General features: G+C 33.4%; 17 protein-coding genes. 3 read left to right on the top strand and 14 right to left on the bottom strand.

Annotated elements, in window-relative coordinates:
- The first annotated feature begins 180 nt into the window (after nt 1-180).
- Nucleotides 181-801, top strand: a complete 621-nt coding sequence (locus BOW57_RS07500; RefSeq protein WP_129053604.1) for a M949_RS01915 family surface polysaccharide biosynthesis protein — start codon at nt 181-183, stop codon at nt 799-801.
- A 14-nt stretch (nt 802-815) separates the two neighbouring features.
- On the opposite strand, the gene BOW57_RS07495 is transcribed toward BOW57_RS07500, so the two are convergent.
- From BOW57_RS07495 to BOW57_RS07445, 11 genes are all read right to left on the bottom strand, one after another.
- On the bottom strand, nt 816-1,421 hold the full coding sequence (locus BOW57_RS07495) for a GNAT family N-acetyltransferase (protein ID WP_129053603.1): 606 nt from the start codon (nt 1,419-1,421) through the stop codon (nt 816-818).
- Between the two features lie 31 nt (nt 1,422-1,452).
- A complete protein-coding gene (locus BOW57_RS07490) occupies nt 1,453-1,983 on the bottom strand; it encodes a hypothetical protein (protein WP_129053602.1) in 531 nt (176 codons plus the stop codon).
- Between the two features lie 24 nt (nt 1,984-2,007).
- The gene (locus BOW57_RS07485) at nt 2,008-2,364 is read right to left on the bottom strand and encodes a hypothetical protein (RefSeq protein WP_089055166.1); all 357 of its coding nucleotides are present in this window, start codon (nt 2,362-2,364) and stop codon (nt 2,008-2,010) included.
- Nucleotides 2,365-2,463: 99 nt separating this feature from the next.
- Nucleotides 2,464-3,642, bottom strand: coding sequence for an AIR synthase related protein (locus tag BOW57_RS07480; protein ID WP_129053601.1), 1,179 nt, complete (start codon nt 3,640-3,642; stop codon nt 2,464-2,466).
- Nucleotides 3,643-3,793: 151 nt separating this feature from the next.
- Complete coding sequence (locus BOW57_RS07475) at nt 3,794-5,272, bottom strand: carboxypeptidase regulatory-like domain-containing protein (RefSeq protein WP_241686535.1); 1,479 nt, start codon at nt 5,270-5,272, stop codon at nt 3,794-3,796.
- 83 nt (nt 5,273-5,355) lie between these two features.
- Complete coding sequence (locus BOW57_RS07470) at nt 5,356-6,729, bottom strand: CsgG/HfaB family protein (RefSeq protein WP_129024136.1); 1,374 nt, start codon at nt 6,727-6,729, stop codon at nt 5,356-5,358.
- Nucleotides 6,730-6,795: 66 nt separating this feature from the next.
- Nucleotides 6,796-7,263, bottom strand: a complete 468-nt coding sequence (locus BOW57_RS07465; protein ID WP_129024137.1) for a curli assembly protein CsgF — start codon at nt 7,261-7,263, stop codon at nt 6,796-6,798.
- 64 nt (nt 7,264-7,327) lie between these two features.
- The gene (locus tag BOW57_RS20865; RefSeq protein ID WP_241687409.1) at nt 7,328-8,062 is read right to left on the bottom strand and encodes a curli production assembly/transport protein CsgE; all 735 of its coding nucleotides are present in this window, start codon (nt 8,060-8,062) and stop codon (nt 7,328-7,330) included.
- Nucleotides 8,063-8,066: 4 nt separating this feature from the next.
- Complete coding sequence (locus BOW57_RS07455; protein ID WP_089055170.1) at nt 8,067-8,543, bottom strand: hypothetical protein; 477 nt, start codon at nt 8,541-8,543, stop codon at nt 8,067-8,069.
- 84 nt (nt 8,544-8,627) lie between these two features.
- Complete coding sequence (locus BOW57_RS07450) at nt 8,628-9,251, bottom strand: hypothetical protein (RefSeq protein ID WP_129024139.1); 624 nt, start codon at nt 9,249-9,251, stop codon at nt 8,628-8,630.
- A gap of 394 nt (nt 9,252-9,645) precedes the next feature.
- Nucleotides 9,646-11,835 (bottom strand): glutamine synthetase III, encoded by a 2,190-nt coding sequence (locus BOW57_RS07445; protein ID WP_089055172.1) that lies wholly within the window; start codon nt 11,833-11,835, stop codon nt 9,646-9,648.
- A 426-nt stretch (nt 11,836-12,261) separates the two neighbouring features.
- Between BOW57_RS07445 and BOW57_RS07440 the strand changes: the two genes are divergently transcribed.
- A complete protein-coding gene (locus BOW57_RS07440) occupies nt 12,262-13,278 on the top strand; it encodes a glutamine synthetase beta-grasp domain-containing protein (protein ID WP_089055173.1) in 1,017 nt (338 codons plus the stop codon).
- Between the two features lie 320 nt (nt 13,279-13,598).
- Nucleotides 13,599-14,567 carry a TerC family protein gene (locus BOW57_RS07435; RefSeq protein WP_129053600.1) on the top strand — a complete coding sequence of 323 codons (969 nt, stop codon included), beginning with the start codon at nt 13,599-13,601 and terminating at the stop codon, nt 14,565-14,567.
- A 73-nt stretch (nt 14,568-14,640) separates the two neighbouring features.
- Here BOW57_RS07435 and BOW57_RS07430 read toward each other — a convergent pair whose 3' ends face one another.
- The 3 genes from BOW57_RS07430 to BOW57_RS07420 form a co-directional block, all read right to left on the bottom strand.
- On the bottom strand, nt 14,641-15,147 hold the full coding sequence (locus BOW57_RS07430; RefSeq protein ID WP_129053599.1) for a hypothetical protein: 507 nt from the start codon (nt 15,145-15,147) through the stop codon (nt 14,641-14,643).
- 84 nt (nt 15,148-15,231) lie between these two features.
- The gene (locus BOW57_RS07425) at nt 15,232-16,101 is read right to left on the bottom strand and encodes an alpha/beta hydrolase family protein (protein WP_129053598.1); all 870 of its coding nucleotides are present in this window, start codon (nt 16,099-16,101) and stop codon (nt 15,232-15,234) included.
- A gap of 331 nt (nt 16,102-16,432) precedes the next feature.
- Nucleotides 16,433-17,305, bottom strand: coding sequence for an AraC family transcriptional regulator (locus BOW57_RS07420; RefSeq protein WP_089055176.1), 873 nt, complete (start codon nt 17,303-17,305; stop codon nt 16,433-16,435).
- Nucleotides 17,306-17,341 lie beyond the last annotated feature (36 nt).

The following is a 17,341-nucleotide window of genomic DNA, read 5'->3' as shown; positions in this document are numbered from 1 at the left end:
ACGTCAATTCTACTACCTTAACCTTTAGAATTATCAATAAAATTAATATTGTTTGCACTCAACGAGTTAATAGTAAATATCTCAAATAATTAGAGCTGCACATAATAGTAAATTCCTATGAAATATTTGTCTTTATTTTGACTTTATCTAGATACCTTTACTTTTTATAAAAATCAATGTATGAAAAAAATATTCTTTATATTCTTTGTTTTAAACTCTCTTTTTTGTTTCTCTCAAAAGGCTGAAAGCAGCAGATTATCAAAAGAACAAATAATTCAAAAGGAACTAAACCAGCTTTCAGATTTCCCAATCTATCGAGCATTTGAATATAAAGACAAAGGCGGTGTTTACGAATTGATTTTAGCCGAAAATCAGAAAGCGATATCGAAAGACACTTTAAATACAAAAATTCAAGCCGTTTGTGTACTTAATGATCACGGCGGATTTTTAGAAAAATGGAAAATAAATGATTTACTTGAAGACTATTCACCTAAAGAAACCAATATTTGGTTCTGGACAAAATATTGCAGCACAAAAGATCTTGATGGCGACGGATATATAGATCCTGTCATTGTTTACGGAACAAGAACGGAATACAACGAAATAAGACGTGTAAAAATTATTACGGTTTACAACAACAAAAAGTATGTAATTCGTTCTGTAGAATGTGATCTAGATTATTGCAGAAGCTTTAAAAAGGATGCAAATTGGAACTTATTACCTCAAAAAATAAAAACTTTCATTGACCAATTAGTTGTCAAAATAAGAAAAGAGCAAAATTTATTATTGAAGGATGGATAAAAGGTAAATTAAAATTATAACTTTTGTTTTAGATTTTCTTTTACCTCATCAAACCATTCGTTTCTTAAAATACTCAAAACAATAGAATCACGGCGAACAGTGCTGTTTGCTGTTGGCATATGACTGCGCAAAACGCCTTCGACTTTACAGCCAATACTTTTCATTGCGGCCACACTTCTTTCGTTATTGTTGTCTGCGCGAAATTCTACACGCTCCATTCCTAAAGTTTCAAAAGCAAATTGAAGCAGTAAAAACTTGCAGTGTTTATTAAGTCCTGTTCCTCTAAAAGCAGAACCGTACCAAGTATACCCCAATTGAAGTGTTTTATATTCGAGATTAATATCGTAAAAACGGGTTGAACCTGCGTATTTTTGAGCTTTTTTATCAAAAACAATAAAAGGAAACTCTTTTTGATTTTCTCTCGCTTTTACAGCGAACTGAATGTATTTGATCAAATTTTCTTTACCATCAGCACCAATTAACGAATATTTCCATGTTTCAGGTTCATTAAGTGATATTTCTAATAAATTTTCGACATCTGATTCTTGAAGTGATCGCAATAAAACAACCTCATCTTCTAAAATTAAAGTATCTGAAAAAGAAAAATTGGAAACAGTCATAGTTAGCTTTTTTATAAATTTTCAAGGAGATTTAATTAATTCGAACTTTATTTTTGATTTTTTTGATTTGCCATAAAACCGCAATCACAGCACCTATTCCTCCTCCTGCGTAACTAAAACTATGCATTTCTGAAACTGAAATTAGATTTTTTACATTTATAATTTGAAGAGGAAAGCAACAATTTGACTCTAAATTCGAAAAACCTAAAAACCCGTAACATAATCCTAATAAACCAATTATTACTGTTGTAGTCAACATTATAATAATTGCACCTGTAATACTTCTTATCATTTCTTTTGTATTAGAACTAAAGAATCCAACAAAACCAAAGATAAGTCCAGCAAATAAACCAATCCACCAAACAGACCACACGCCAATTATTGAAGCAGTTAGTCTTGGAGTATTTCTGCCATATTCTACAAAACCAAATCTTTCAAACAAAACTTGGGTGAAAAATTCATCAGAAATTGTGTATGTGAACTGATTGTGTAAAATACCAAAAAGCGAAGCCGCAATAATACTTAAAATAATACAACAAACAAAAACGAGTACTTTTCTCATCTCCCTTTTTACAATAAATGAAACTTATTCACTCATTTCATCATAACGCTCTGGAACTTGCGGATCGTAAAGCGGACATTTAAATTCCAGCATCAAATCGACCAATTGATTCATGGTTTTTCCTTCCGTGCCATAACAATCTATTTTGACACTTTGCGGGGTTGTAATAACTTGAAAAGCTCCTTTTCCTGCATTATTTTTCCAGCTGTTTTCATCAATTCTTTCCCATTTTGAAAAAACAGAATTAATGCGATTTATAATTACCTCAACAGGAAGTTTCTCTAGGCCGATAACTCCTTCTTTTTCAACAAGAGCTTCGTAAACCTCATGATGGTTTAGGTAAATTTCGTCTAAATATCTCCAAAAAAGCAGTTCGTACATAATGAAGTGTTTTTAAAACATATAAGTGATATAAGATCATATTAAAATCGCTTGAAAAGTAACTAAAATGAACTTATACCACTTATATGGTGAATTATTTTAATATTCGAATGTTCCGTATTCGCTGGTAATTGTTAGTTTTTTAGCATCAGCTGCTTCTACTCTACCTACGATTTGTGCATCAACATTAAATGATTTCGAAATGGCAATAATATCTTGTGCAATATTCTCAGGAACATAAATTTCCATACGGTGACCGCAGTTGAAAACTTGATACATTTCTTTCCAATCTGTTTTTGACTGTTCTTGAATTAACTTGAACAATGGCGGAACTGGAAATAAATTGTCTTTTATAATGTGTAAATCTTTTACGAAATGTAAAATTTTAGTTTGAGCGCCTCCACTGCAATGCACCATTCCGTGAATATCGTTTGGTGTATAAGTATCTAAAATTTTCTTGATAATTGGTGCATACGTTCTCGTTGGAGAAAGCACTAATTGTCCAGCATTTATTGGGCTGTTTTCAACTTCATCAGTTAAACTAACCTGACCTGAATAAATTAATTCTTCTGGAACTGCCGCATCGTAACTTTCTGGATATTTTTTAGCCAAATATTTCCCAAAAACATCATGACGTGCAGAAGTTAAACCGTTGCTTCCCATTCCGCCGTTATATCCTTTTTCGTAAGCTGCCTGACCAAAAGAAGCTAAACCAACAATTACATCACCAGCTTTAATATTAGCATTATCTACAACATCGCTGCGTTTCATACGAGCCGTAACTGTCGAGTCTACAATTATTGTGCGTACAACATCTCCAACATCTGCAGTTTCACCACCTGTTGAGTGAATAGTTACTCCAAATGATTTTAATTCGTTGATTAATTCTTCTGTTCCGTTTATAATTGCCGAAATAACTTCAGCAGGAATTAAATTTTTGTTTCTTCCAATTGTAGAGGAAAGCAAAATATTATCTGTAGCTCCAACACATAATAAATCGTCAATATTCATAATTAAAGCATCTTGAGCAATGCCTTTCCAAACTGAAATATCTCCAGTTTCTTTCCAGTACATATAGGCCAAAGATGATTTTGTACCTGCTCCATCTGCATGCATAATCAAGCAATGCTCTGAATCTTGCGTTAAGTAATCTGGTACAATTTTACAAAATGCCTGCGGAAACAAGCCTTTGTCAATATTTTTTATAGCGTTATGTACGTCTTCTTTTGATGCCGAAACACCTCTTTGTGCATATCTTTTGCTAGAATCTGAACTCATGAAAATTAGTTTGTGTTGATGTGGTGCAAAGATAATCCCTTTTTTTAATTCTTTGACTTATTCGATTATATGATTCACAAAAAAATCGGCAGAATCTAATTTCTGCCGATTTCCCCTGATTAACTATTTTGAAAAAATTGGTCTTTTAAGTTTATTTCCAATCCGGCATCGCTGCGTTTTGGAATAGAGTTGTCCTTGTTGAACTATCAGATATACTTGCTGTTTGAATGTTTTTAGCAGATAATCCATCATTCGACGTATTAACAAAGATGACTTTTGCTTCGTTTGGTGAGAATTTGACGTCTAAATCATTAAAACCATTCTCTTTTTGAGTGTCTAATTCTGCCGAAGTATTTGTTGCTACTGTATAAATAAATATTCTAGAATCTAATCGTCTGTAGGTCGAATTTTCGAAACCAGAAACATCTTTGGTATAAACTACTTTACTATTATCGATCGTAATACCAAGACCGCTCGCAGCGCCTTTTTCTCCAGAAAGTATTTGATACAAGACATCTCCAGCCATATTTATAGCATATATTTCGACATTATAACCCGAGGCGTCATTTACTTTTAGTACAATCTGACTGCCGTCCTGACTCCATTCGCACTCTGATATAAACTTACCATTAGGCGTTTTAAATATCTGGACTAAACCTGAACCATCTGAGTCTATACGAAGGAGCTGATCAAAATTAGGATAAATTATCTGTCTACCGTTTGTACTCCAGCAATAATTAACATGATCCATATTAAATCCAGCGATTGGAATAAAGTTGGTCACTTTTTTCACATCTGTACCATCGGGATTCATGGTGAAAATTTGATTTAATGAACCGTCAGAACTTATGTAAGCAATTCGATTGATACTTAAATTTTTTCTCGGCCTGTAACTATTAACTGATGACGGTGACAACTGAAGCTCGTTTCCAGCTTCATCTGCAGTATAAATGACATTATTATTTTTTACTTTTTTAACATATAAATATCTCGGATTTGGAAATGCTAATGTTGTAAAAGACGTTATTGCACTATTTGTAGGTTTATTGATTCCGTCATTTGCCGATACTTGCCAATAGTATTTTGTACTATAATCTAAACCTGTAATTTTTAAAGTTGTAGCCTTAAGATCAGAATACGTTTTAACTTCGTCAGTCGTTCCGTTTTTAACGGTAACTTGAAATGTCATTGGATCTTTTTCTGGATCAGTCGAGGTCCAAGTTAAATCTAAACTTAAAGCCTGAGAAGTAGCATTATCCAAAGGAGCTGTAAGCGTAGGAATTTCAGGCGGTTTATTATTTGCTGTAGATACTTCTAACTCAAAAATAATTTCTACTGGAACATCTTTTTCAACTGTAGCGGGTTGAAATCTGGCGATAAATCCATCTTTCTGCGCTTGAAAAGAATATTTTCCTACTGGTACTTTTTCCATAATAAAGTAACCATCTTTATCTGAGAATACAGTGCTTGTTGTTGGGCTCGATAAAACTCGGGCATTTGCGATCCCTTCGTAGGTTCGAATATCAACAACTCTTCCTTTTACTACTGCTGTTCCTGTGTCGTCAACTTGTTCTTCACTACAAGACATCAAAAGAATAAAGCACGCCAAAATTTTTAATCCTATTTTCATTTGAGACATAATTTTATTAAACTTACATTGTATTTACTCCTGTAATCATTTTATAAAGAACCTGGAAATATCACGAGGTTTTATTATTTCTTCTTGTACTTATAACTTTTTGGGAAATAATAGGTCAATCCTAAACCAAACCGCCAATAGTAATCATCTCGAACGCCGCTGACTAAATAATCAACATTATCACTAAAGGGAACATTAAACTCGCCAAAGGCTTTTATTCCTAGATAATTTGTTGCGAGATATTCGACTCCGCCGCCAAACTGAACTTTACTAGCTATGTTTTCGTATTTTTTATTGAACTCAACCCCAGTTCCAGCAAAAATATAAGGGGTAAATACATCACGAGGTAAGATTAAACATTCTAAATTGAGGTCTAAAGAAACATACCCAGCATCGAGCTTATTTTTGTTTGCCAGCCAAAATGCATTTGATGAAGCACTTAATGCAAATGTTGGTGTAAAGAAAAATTTTGCAGCACCTCTAATCAGCGGTTTCGGAACTGGATTCGCATAATCACCCTGCATTAAGGCAACTCCTCCAGAAGCTTCCAATCCAAAACGGGCTCTTCTTTCGCTTAAATTTCGATTGTATAATTGTGCCAAATCGGCTTCGCTTTTTTCTTTATCATATTCAGCAACAAAAGCATCAATTTTATTCTGAGGAGCATTTACTTCCCATAGTTTATCTTTAATTCCGTCTACAATAAGACCTTCAACAGCTTTTTCTATTGCTTCTGTTACTGCTAATTGAATAGGTTCGTTTCGAGTAAAACCGGTTTCTACTTCTAAAAGTCGGTTTAGATTTACATATCGAAATAAACTCGCATCTACACTTTGAGACAAAATAGTTTTAGAAACATAAACCGTATTTAAGATTTTTCCGTTAGAAGTTGAAACCAACCTTAAATATACTGTTACACGATCTTGTCTGTAACGAGTAGAACCACCCGCACCAAAGTATCTTGCACCAAAACCACCTGTAATAATATTAGTATCATAAGAAATAATTCCACCCTCAAGCAAAACGCCCGCAAATAAAAGCGGCGTTAAAACGGCTTCATTAGCTTCTGTTTTTGAGGCATATTCCTGACGTGTCGAACGGATAATATTTCGTTCATTTAAAAGATTACCCAGGTTTTCACGCTCTATAGGTATAAACCACTTAGAGTCTTCCAGCGCTTTAATTAAAATCGAAGTTGCACCTTGAGTAACCGCGGTACTAAAAGTACTTCCTAACTCAGTAGCTTTATACTGCCCGGTCTGATCTTTAAATTTGTAAACCCCAACAACAATTTGTTCTTTAGGTTTAGGCATATCGACTAATGCGGTAGTTGCAGGAGTATTTTCTCCAAATACTGCCTTTTGAACTCCTACTGGCTGGTTAAAATAAGCTCCACATCCTGAGAATAGGCAAGTTATTAAAAGTATAAAAAGGGGACTTTTATTCATAATAAGTTATTTACAGTAAAACATGAACCTAATTGACGTATAAGAAAAAAAACAAGAAACCAGAATCTATCGAGCTGGTATAATTACTTGTGTTTGTTCGCCTGTATCGATATCTAAAATATCTACTACCATTCCTAAATTAGAATTATAAATATCTACAGACAATGTTCCAAAGACATATGTTCCTGGTTTTAGTCCGCCGCCAGTTCCTGTTCCAGTACCAGTACCTGTCCCCGTTCCTGTTCCGGAACCTGTTGCTGATCCAAATTGATCATCGAATAACGAATTTGAAATCCTATTTAACAGCTGATTATTTAAAGTACTTTTAAACCGTTCCAAATCAGTCTGTGGTTTATATCCTGTAGTTGGATCTTCTTTAAAATCATTTTGTGCTTGGGCAGAACTAAGCAGCCATTGATAATTAAAAGTATCACCACCGCTAAAAGCAGGATTAATAGGCTTATAAGCAAGATCCTGCGCATTTGAGACTGCGCTAAAACCTGCTAGACAAACTAGTAAAGCTAAAGTTTTCATATTGATAAATTTTATTTCCTACATTAAAAACACAACTCTTCTTGACACAAAACGTTCCTCAATTTTAGTATTGAGTTATAATTTTGCTTTGCTTTTCGAGATCCTTAAAATATTTAAATGCTTTTGAAGCGGCTGTATCAGCCATATATTTTAAGAAATCTTCATCTGGACGTGAAATAAATTCTTCTATTATTTCGCCATCCACTAAAATCGTAATCTTTGTTGTACGCCCAAAAGTCAATTCCTCTTGAACTGTTACGATTTTACTGGTATTGATCTTTAATTTCGAATATTGCGAATAGAAATAATCGTAAAAGTCATTTCCCAGTTTTGTTTTAGTGTCATTAGCAACAATTCCAATCATTTCGATTCCGTCTTGTGGAATAGCTTTACCGGAATCTGATTCATTTTTCTCTCCAAAAACAACTCTATCCTTGCCAATAATGGCATTATTTTCATCATAAATTAATAACAGTATTATGATCTCATCCTCTTTTGTAAAATTGACCTGTGTTTTTGACAGCTCAACTTTTTGAATGGGTTCTAATGTGACTCTGCCGTCTTGTCCGTTATTTGACTTATTTGAACCTGATTTGCTTTTTTTGAATACTGTCAACTTATACGAGATATTCTTGAACTCAGATTTTAAATTCTCTACGGTTCCAGTAATAGCAAGAAGGTTTTCAATTTCTTTTACTTCTATCTTAGCTTTTACTTCTTTATAAACTACCTGCGAGAATCCTGATTCAGAAAAAAAAAGGGCAAAAAAAACAATTCCTATGTTCCAATACTTTTTCATAATTCTAACGATTGAATATAAATATTGTTCCTGAATTTCCAGATTGATTAATAATCAAATCTTTAGATATGGAATTTGAACCTGAATTAAAAACCGTTAAATTACTGCCGTTCTGATTTATTGACATTGAAGCGACTCCTCTTGTGTACAAGGAATAATCGCTTATATAATTATTGTTGCCTGTCTGTGTGTAGGATTGATTGATTTCCTCAGCTTTTTTGTAAACATTCATATAATTAGTATTACCTGTTTGCTGAGCGGTTACATTTGCATTATTACTGATGATGGTTAAATTGGCCTGATTGTAATTTCCAATTTGTGAAACCGTTACAATATTTCTGCTTTTAATGTATTGGTTTATTTGATTTTGATTGCGATTGTTCATTTCATTTAAAACGTAATCACTTCTATTCCCATCAATTGATTGAGAGAATAAAATTCCTGTAATGAATAGGAAAATATAAGTGGCAAAACGTTTCATAATTGTGGTATTGTGGTAAAAAGAATTCTAAGAAAAAAAAAGGAAGAACTTAATAAATCAAATTCTTCCTTTTCTTGGTTCTATTTAGTTAGATTGGATTACTATACTTCCGTTTAGGAATCCAGTTTGAGTAACTGTACTAATATGGTCATTTCCAAATTGAGCAGTTGCTGCAAAGTTTCCAATTCCATATTGTTCAATGCTAGAGTAGTTATCCCATCCTAATTGCAATGTAGCGGCATTGTTGAAGAAACCTACTTGAGTAGTTGCTGCAGTGTTGTCATCTCCAAATTGCAATGTTGTTGAATTATTAAATGCTCCAAATTGAGTAGTGTAAGCATCATTAAAATTACCTACTTGCAATACATCAGAATTGTTGTAAGCTCCGATTTGAGTAGTAACTGCTAAGTTTCCAACCCAGATTCCTTGTGCGATAGTTGAACTGTTGTCGTCTCCAATTTGAGTTACTACAGCAACATTTCCTGCTCCTAATTGTGCAACACTAGACTCATTATCATCTCCGTATTGTCCAACAATTGCAACGTTTGCAATACCTATTTGATCAACATCTGAATTGTTTGATGATCCCACTTGGATTACCAATGCACCATTTAAAAGACCTAATTGATCTACATCACTAACATTTCCTTGAGCGAATGCTACACCTGCAAATAGCATCGCGGAGATGCTTAAAATTACTTTTTTCATAATAAATATATTTAATTGGTTATTAATACAAATTATTATGTAGGTATATGCAATTTGGGGAGAAAATCTGGGGGATTTTAACCATCATTTGAGAATAGTTTTTCTGCTAATTCTCTCATTTTCATATTCAAAATTAGAAAACTTCTCGATAATCAAAACAGGTATAAATACGTATTTTACAAGATCTTAATCTGTTTTCGATGAAATGCGAAACTATAACGACGAACTGCTATATTTGAATTTTATCTTAATCAGAAAAAAGTTACTTTTTACATTTTCCTTACATTTATGCCAAAACAAAAGATATATTTCAAACCTGAAACAGTTATATTAACATAATCACAAAAAAAGCCTGTCTTTTTACAGACAGGCTTTAACTTAATGTTAATGAAAGTTATTTAGTAAACAACAATTCTCTGTATTTGGTTAATGTCCAGCTTTCATCATCAACCAAAAGCTCCAGTTTATCACAATGGTTACGAATGTCTTCAAAATATGGTTTTACCTTATCGCAATAAGCTTCTGCCATTTTTTGTGCATCGGTCAATTGATTTGCTTTCTTTCTTTCGTTTGTCATTGCCAATACTTTAGAATTGATTCCTTCTATATGACCCGAAATTTCTTTTATTAAAATGATCTGCTCTTTTGCAATCGTTTCAAATTCTTTTCCAAAGATCTCTTTTAAACCTTTTACATTCTCGATCAAAGTATTTTGATAACGTATTGCAGTAGGAATAACATGATTTCTAGCGATATCACCTAAAACTCTTCCTTCAATCTGAATTTTCTTAGTGTATTCTTCTAATTCTATTTCGTAACGCGCTTCAGCTTCAACATGATTAAAAATACCTAGTTCAGAAAATAAGTCCAAAGCCTGCTTGGAAACTTTGGCTTTAATAGCCTCTGGAGTAGTTTTAAAATTACTTAAACCTCTTTTTCCAGCTTCTTTTTCCCATGCTTCGCTATAACCATCGCCTTCAAAAAGTATTTTTTTAGACTGCTTGATGTATTCTCTTAAAACATTAAAAATAGCATCGTCTTTTTTCATGTCTTTAGACTCGATCAAAGTTTCAACTTCATTTTTAAAGTCGATTAATTGTTTTGCCACAATAGCATTTAACGTTGTCATTGCGTTAGAACAGTTAGAATTTGAGCCAACAGCTCTAAACTCCCATTTATTTCCGGTAAATGCAAAAGGCGAAGTTCTGTTTCTGTCTGTATTATCTAATAATACGTCTGGAATTTTACCAACTACATTTAATTTAAGATCTGTTTTTTCTTCTGGAGATAATTTTCCAGTTGTTACACTTTCTAACTCAGACAACACTTTTGTTAACTGCGCTCCAATAAATACAGACATAATTGCCGGCGGCGCTTCGTTTGCTCCTAACCTATGATCGTTGCTTGCTGTTGCTATAGAAGCACGAAGCAAAGTTTCGTTATCATTAACCGCTTTAATTGTATTAATAAAGAAGGTTAAAAACTGTAAATTGCTCATTGGTGTTTTACTCGGACTCAATAAATTAACTCCTGTATCCGTTGCCAGCGACCAGTTATTGTGTTTTCCTGAACCGTTTACTCCTTTAAAAGGTTTTTCATGAAATAAAACTTTAAAATCATGACGTTCTGCAACCTTCTGCATTACATCCATTAATAAAGAGTTATGATCTACGGCAAGATTTGTTTCCTCAAAAATTGGAGCCAGCTCAAACTGATTTGGCGCAACCTCATTATGACGCGTTTTTACAGGAATTCCTAAAAGCATACATTCCTGCTCTAAATCTCTCATATAAGTAAGAGCACGAGTTGGGATAGATCCGAAATAATGATCATCTAACTGCTGCCCTTTTGCCGAAGTATGTCCTAATAAAGTTCTTCCAGTCATCATTAAATCAGGACGAGAATTTGCCAAGGCTTTATCAATCAAGAAATACTCTTGCTCCCAACCTAAAGTAGCTGTTACTTTTTTTACGTTTTTATCAAAATATTTACAAACTTCAGTAGCTGCTTCATCAATTGCAGATAAAGCTCTTAATAAAGGTATCTTATTATCTAAAGCTTCTCCTGTATAAGCAATAAATACTGTCGGGATACATAAAGTTGTTCCATATATAAAAGCTGGCGAAGTTGGATCCCAAGCTGTATAACCTCTGGCTTCGAAAGTATTTCTGATTCCGCCATTCGGAAAACTTGAAGCATCTGGCTCTTGTTGTACTAATTGTGCCCCTCCAAATTTTTCTACAGGATCGCTGCCATCATACGAAGTTTCAAAAAAAGCATCATGTTTTTCAGCAGTTGTTCCTGTAAGAGGCTGAAACCAATGTGTATAATGTGTAACACCTTTTGCCAACGCCCACTCTTTCATTCCCATGGCAATATAATCTGCCAGTTTTCTTTCGATTTTAGTTCCATGCTGAATAGCATCTCTTACTCCTTTTAAAGCATCTGAAGTTAAATATTGCTTCATGGCTTTTTCATTAAACACATTTGAACCAAAAAGATTTGATTTTCTACCAATCTCTTCAAAATGTACCGGCTTTCTTGTAGAAGCTTCTTGCAAAGCTTGGAAACGTAATGTTGACATGTATATAATTTTAAAAATTCGTACTAATTTTCATTAAAAAATGATCGGCAAATATAAACAATAAAATTCCCTGTTTTAAACATAAATTGGAGAATTTTGAAAAACAATTTCTCAACAGAAGATACTTTTTTCAAAGAATAATGAATCTGTTGTATAGAATTCTAACAAAAAACAATAGTATTACCCAATAAATAAACATTTTTTCATAATTCCTTAATCTTAAAATTCAAAAAGAGCCCCAAATTATTACGAATTTATTTTTTTAAGGTGTTAAAAATTGCTTTTTTAAAAATATACCCCTCTCAAAATTGCGCTTCTCAAAAAAATTATAGTCCGCTAAACAAAATAGCCCCCTAATTTTTAGGAGTAAAAAAATAAATCTATATTTGACCCAGCGAAAAAACAAAAAAACAAATTTATATTATTATGGCTAAAATTAAGTTAGAGTACATTTGGTTAGATGGATACGAGCCAACTCAAAATCTTAGAAGTAAAACTAAAGTTGAAGAGCATGAAAATTTCAAAGGAACATTAGAAGAACTTGGAAATTGGTCATTTGATGGTTCGTCAACAAGACAAGCTGAAGGTGGATCTTCTGACTGTTTATTAGTTCCTGTTGCAATTTACCCAGATCCAACTCGTATTAACGGATATTTAGTAATGTGTGAAGTTATGTTTGCTGACGGAACTCCACATCCATCTAACGGAAGAGCTACAATTGATGATGATAATGATGATTTCTGGTTTGGTTTCGAACAAGAATATTTCATCATGGATACTAAAACTTTATTGCCATTAGGTTTCCCTGTTGGAGGTTATCCTGCTCCACAAGGTATGTACTACTGTTCTGTAGGTGGAAAAAACACTCACGGAAGAAAATTAGTAGAAGAACATGCTGATTTATGTATCGCTGCTGGAATTAACTTTGAAGGTATTAACCAAGAGGTTGCCTGCGGACAATGGGAATTCCAATTATTCGCTAAAGGTGCTAAAAAAGCTGGAGACGAAATTTGGGTTGCTCGTTACTTATTAGATCGTTTGACTGAAAAATATGGTTACTATATTGAATACCACCCAAAACCACTTGGAGATACAGACTGGAATGGTTCAGGTATGCATGCTAACTTCTCTAACGAAGTATTAAGATCATGTGGAGACCAAGCTACTTACGAAAGAATTTGTGAGGCTTTCCGTCCTGTTACTGCTGAGCATATCGCTGTTTATGGTGCTTACAATGACCAACGTTTAACTGGTAAACACGAAACTGCTTCTATTCACGATTTCTCTTATGGAGTTTCAGACAGAGGATGTTCTATCAGAATTCCTTTAATGACTGTTCAAAAAGGATGGAAAGGATGGTTGGAAGACAGAAGACCAGCTTCAAACGGAGATCCATACAAAATCGCTGCTAGAATTATCAAAACTGTTAACTCAGCGCTATAATTCAAAGCTTAGATTATATTCTAAAAGTGCCTTCGTAATTGTTGGCACTTTTTTTATTTATTAATCCGTTTACGCAATCTTGTCATTTCGAAGAATGAGAAATCACACTCGTTGATCGACACAGATTGAAGAGTTTCTGTACGGAATTTCTAGTGTGATTTCTCATTCTTCGAAATGACAAACTTTCTGTATAAACACAAATTAGAGCAACAGGTTTTGCAAACACATTCTTTCCTTAAAATTCACCATTAACTTTTCAATAATTAATTTTCAAGTTAAACTTCAAAACTTATCTTTGTACATCATTTAAAAAATTCATCATGATAGTCTGGACTTTCTTTTTGTTAGCCGTAATTTTTATTCTTGCTTTAGATTTAGGTGTATTCAATAAAACACCCCATATCATCAGCACCAAAGAAGCCAGCAAATGGACCTTAATTTGGGTTACTTTATCTTTTCTTTTTTCAGGAGTTATTTATTGGCTGTACACTACAGACTATATCGAAAACCCTGATAATCTAAAACCAGCTGTAGCCGCAATGAAATTCATTACCGGTTACTTAATTGAGTTATCCTTAAGTGTAGATAACATTTTTGTAATTGCTATTATTTTTGCTTCCTTCAAAATTCCGCAAAAATACCAGCACCGCGTATTATTCTGGGGAATTTTAGGCGCAATTGTTTTCCGTGGTTTAATGATTTTCTTCGGAGTAATGTTGATCAATAAGTTTACTTGGACGACTTATTTATTTGGAGCTTTCTTATTATTTACAGCGATAAAAATGTTGTTTTCAGGCGAAGACGAAGATTTTCAACCTAAAGATTCTTTTGTTTATAAGGCATTAGGAAAAATCATTCCGATTACTTCTCATATGGAAGGCGAAAAGTTTTTCATTTCAACAAAAACCGCAAAAAGAGCTGCAACACCATTATTTGTTGCTTTGATTGTAATTGAAGTAATGGATGTTTTATTTGCTGTTGATAGTGTTCCTGCAATTCTAGCCATTACATCTGATCCGTTTTTAGTATTCAGCTCTAATATTTTTGCTATTCTTGGACTACGTTCTATGTACTTTTTCTTAGCTAATATGCTAGCGAAATTCAGTTATTTAGAATACAGCTTAGTTGCTATTTTAGCTTTTGTAGGATTAAAAATGTTACTTCACGATTTTATCCACGTACCAGAATGGGCTTCTTTAGGATTTATTGCACTTTCGCTTTTAGTTGGAATTATGGTTTCACTTAAATTTGGCAAAGAAAAAGAACTTACTGATAACAGCGAAGAATAATACTTTTCGAAACATATAGACATAAAAAAAGGAAATCTTTACGATTTCCTTTTTTTATTTATAACTTAATTTCTTAGTTTAATTTCTTAACGTTACTGTCGTCAATATTATACTTTGCAATAACAGCGTTATAATCTAAATTATCAGCCTTTGCTTTTTTAGCATTAATTCCATCATCACCAGGAAGAAGTACAATTCTAAATGTTTTTCCTAATCTAAAACTACTTGGCAACTGAGATAAATCACTTAAACTACCATCGATAAAAAGTTTAACATTTGTTTTTGAGAAACTAAAATTATATTGAGCAGTTTCTAAACCATTATTAAAATAATATATCTGCGGTAATAAAGCCCATTGATCTCCTCCTGCTGTACCAACTAATTCATATACCAAAACATTATCACCTGACAACATACCTTGAATTGAAACATTCTTTTCATAACTTGGTCCAACAAAGTCTGTAGTAACTTCAAACACATAAGGAAGTGCTGCATCTAATCCCGGAGGTCCTTCAGGTCCTTCACAACTTGTAAAAGCGATTAATCCAACAACCGCAAAAAGGGTAAGTATCTTTTTCATAATTTTTATTTTTTAGATTTATAAAGGTATTCCAAAAACCAAACCAAAAAAAGTTTTTAGTTGGCTTTGAAACGAGATTTTCATTTATTTTTTTGCAACAACCTGATTTTTAAGCAGTATTTTATTAAAAAATAACACATGATACGGCAGCGAATTTTCCCAATATTCCCAAGTATGCGCTCCCGGACGCTCTGTATAATCGTGTTCTATTTTATCGTAAACCATTCTGCGATGCAATTCTCTATTCGGTTCAATTAAAAAATCATCAACACCACAATCAATTATTAACGGCAGTTTATTGTCTTTTATTTTATCCAGCATTCCCATAACGGCGTGCTGTGCATACAATGCCGAATTATCACTTTTGTCTCCAAAAACAGGCTGCATCAATTTTACCACTTGTGCCGAAGACTCTCGATTAAGCATTGTACCCATATCTACTGCCCCGCTCATACTGCCCGCAGCGCAAAACAAATCAGGATGTTTGGCCGACAAATACAAAGCTCCATGTCCGCCCATAGATAGTCCTGTTATTACTCTTCCGTTTCTATTACTGATCGTTTTATAGGTTTTATCGACTTTCTGAATTACTTCCTGCGTAATAAACGTTTCAAACTGACTTCCTGGATTTACAGGGCTGTCTAGATAAAAACTAAACGTTTCGCCCTCTGGCATTACAATAATTATATTGTATTGATCTGATAAATTTTGAACTAATTTTTTGTTTGGAGTATTTTTTAACCAATCACCAAAATGTCCGTAAGCGCCGTGCAGTAAATACATTACCGGAAAAGCCGATTTACTTTTAGCATACGAATTGGGCAAAACTACAGCCGCTTTGTACGTTTTACTCATAGCTGTACTGGCAATTTGCAGCGTGTCTACTTTTGCCGCGTACGACACTGACGAAACACATAAAAAAACGGCAAATACCCAAATTTTAGAGTTTTTCATTTTTATCATTTTTCGATTAAAGAATGTAAATATACCTTTTTTCAAAATAATTATATGAAAAATCCGACCAGCTTTTCACTAATCGGATTTATTTTCTTTTGCCACAGATTGCACAGATTTAGTAGATTATTTTCTCTTAAAGCTGGTCTGCCACTAATTACACAAATTTCCACGAATTTATTTTTTGTGTGACTTATATAAAGATTCTAAAAATCTCTATAATCTTTTAATCAGTGGCAAAAAGTGTCACACATTCTTCACAAACTAATTCGTGAAAATTTGTGTAATTGCTTCGCCTATTCGCTATCGCTCGGGTCGTGGCATTATAAAACTAACTAATTATAATTTTATGCTCGTGACGATATTGCGAAGCACTTTTACCAGTATATTGTTTAAATGATTTACTAAAGTGACTGAAATTATTAAAACCGCTTTCGTAGCAGACTTCGTTTATACTGATTGCTTTTTCGGCCAATAATTTTGAAGCATGAACCAAACGATACTCATTCACAAACTCTGTAAATGTTTTATTTGAAATCTTTTTGAAATAACGACAAAATGAGGGCGTGGTCATACTCACCAAATTCGAAACTTCGTCAATAGCAATCGATTCTTGAAAATGATCTTTTACATAATTAAAAATCATATTCATACGATCGCTGTCTTGTGTTTGAAGTTCCAACGAAAAACCATCAGCATTTAAAATGGTGTATTCTTCAGAAGATTCAAGTTCATCCAAAACACTCAAAAGTGTAAGCAAACGCTCAAACGGAAGCTGATGTTCCATCATTTCTATTTTCTTTCCAATTTGTTTTTTAGTCTCACCGCCAAAAGCAATTCCGCCTTTAGACTGACTTAAAATATTTTGGATTTTCTTCATTTCTGGAACTACAAAAAAGTCATTTCCTAAAAATTCAGGTTTAATATGAATGACTGTTTCGTTTGTATTTCCCGTATTTTCATTTGTAAAACCGCAATGCGGTAAATTAGAGCCTATCAGAATCAAACTGCCATTTGTGTAATAAGAAACGTGGCTTCCTATTTGTCTTTTTCCTGCCCCGCCGTTTATATAAACCAACTCAATTTCTGGATGATAATGCCATAAATGAGCTTTGCTATTGGTCTTTTCGGCGTGTTTAGTATAGGTAAAAGAACTTCCGTATGAGCTAGTTATCACTTCAAGAGCTGGGGCAATTGTCTTCATGATAAAATCTTTAAAAAATAATAGCAAATTTAACAA

This window comes from Flavobacterium sp. YO64 (genome assembly GCF_004119505.1).
Classification (GTDB): domain Bacteria; phylum Bacteroidota; class Bacteroidia; order Flavobacteriales; family Flavobacteriaceae; genus Flavobacterium; species Flavobacterium oncorhynchi.
This window is presented reverse-complemented; position numbering and strand designations above follow the sequence as displayed.